Raw genomic sequence first — 1216 nt, 5'->3', positions numbered from 1 at the left:
GCCACCCCAGAGGATTTTTATAATAACCCGCAGCATGAACGCTCCAAGTTGTTTTTGAGTCAGATCCTCGGGCATTGAAGGTGGACGCATGATGCACATCAGTCATATCACTGCAACCACTTCAGCCTGTGTGGGCACGGTGTGGCGTTACATGTCATCTCCAGACCATTGGCCGCTGTGGCAAGAGAATGTCAAAAGGGTCATGTTACATGGGCATTTCAGGCAGGGCACCAGTGGAGTGATGGTGATGAAAGATTCAGGTGAGTTGTGCTTCAGTGTTCTGGCACATCAGCCGTACAGTCATTACGTCATAGCTGTCACAACACCTTTTGGTGGTGAGTGTGTGATCAGGCGAGCGTGCTCTGCTGACGACGATTTGATTCGAATCGTTGAAGAGGTGCATTTTGTTGGGACTTGGAGGGAAAGGTTTTTCATGGGGAGGTTGAAGTCTGTTTACAGGGAAGATGCAACAAGGGCAATGTCTGGGTTGTGGGGTTTCCTGGAAGGGTTGTCAGCCGACTGATGGGAAATCCATTGCCTTTTTGCATGAACATGAGCATCGTGATTCAAAAGGGAGCGTGGAGTCTTCAGGACCTTTTACACATTGTGATGAATCCCAACTCCTGGATGCTTTTCAGCAGCAATGTCTTTGAGGTGTCTGTTCGATCAGTGGAATTGGAATCCAAATCTGGTCGACTTGTCATGAGTGATTTTGAAAGGTGTAAGTTTTTGATTGAGGGGTCCGATGAGGAGAATGAGGTTGTTGTGGTGTTGCGTTATCCATCACGGCACAGTGTGGTGTTGAAGTTGCAAATCGAGGAGTTTGATGGTTATTTCCGAATGTCCTTGCTGGCAAAACACAACCATGGCAGAGGGAAGAATTTGGTTGAGCCTGAAGAGAATGTTTTGCAGCATTGTGTTTTGAAGGCATTTTTGCAGTTCAGTAATGTGGTTTCGCCCGGACCGCAACACTGATTCGGGAATGTTTGCTGTGTGTCCCCAAGTCCATTGGGCGAAATGCGTCCTCCCGATCAAAAGTTTACTAAACTCAATCTTTGATTATTGAACAAATTTCATGTGCTTGTTATCATCAAATCATTTCCAAAAAGCATATATAACTGCTCAGTACCCGACAAGTTTGGGGAACAACAGGTGAAGGCCTTCCAGTAAAGCCTGCAATGGCTTCCTGAATAACTCCAGCAGTAGAGAAATCCCC

2 protein-coding genes are annotated in these 1216 nt (G+C 46.5%); both read left to right on the top strand.

What is annotated here, in order from left to right:
• The first annotated feature begins 88 nt into the window (after window positions 1–88).
• Window positions 89–523 carry an SRPBCC family protein gene (locus tag Q371_RS23310; protein ID WP_034345508.1) on the top strand — a complete coding sequence of 145 codons (435 nt, stop codon included), beginning with the start codon at window positions 89–91 and terminating at the stop codon, window positions 521–523.
• 23 nt (window positions 524–546) lie between these two features.
• Entirely contained in the window at window positions 547–975 is a 429-nt protein-coding gene (locus Q371_RS23305; RefSeq protein WP_169743916.1) for a hypothetical protein, read from the top strand.
• Window positions 976–1216 lie beyond the last annotated feature (241 nt).

The sequence above is a fragment of the Deinococcus misasensis DSM 22328 genome (assembly GCF_000745915.1).
Taxonomy (GTDB): domain Bacteria; phylum Deinococcota; class Deinococci; order Deinococcales; family Deinococcaceae; genus Deinococcus_C; species Deinococcus_C misasensis.
The sequence above is the reverse complement of the archived record's forward strand: the minus strand, read 5'-3'. Positions and strand labels throughout refer to the sequence as shown.

Coding starts and splice junctions, on each gene's coding strand:
- Q371_RS23310 (WP_034345508.1), top strand. CDS start 89: ATGATGCACATCAGTCATATCACTGCAACCACTTCAGCCTGTGTGGGC.
- Q371_RS23305 (WP_169743916.1), top strand. CDS start 547: ATGAACATGAGCATCGTGATTCAAAAGGGAGCGTGGAGTCTTCAGGAC.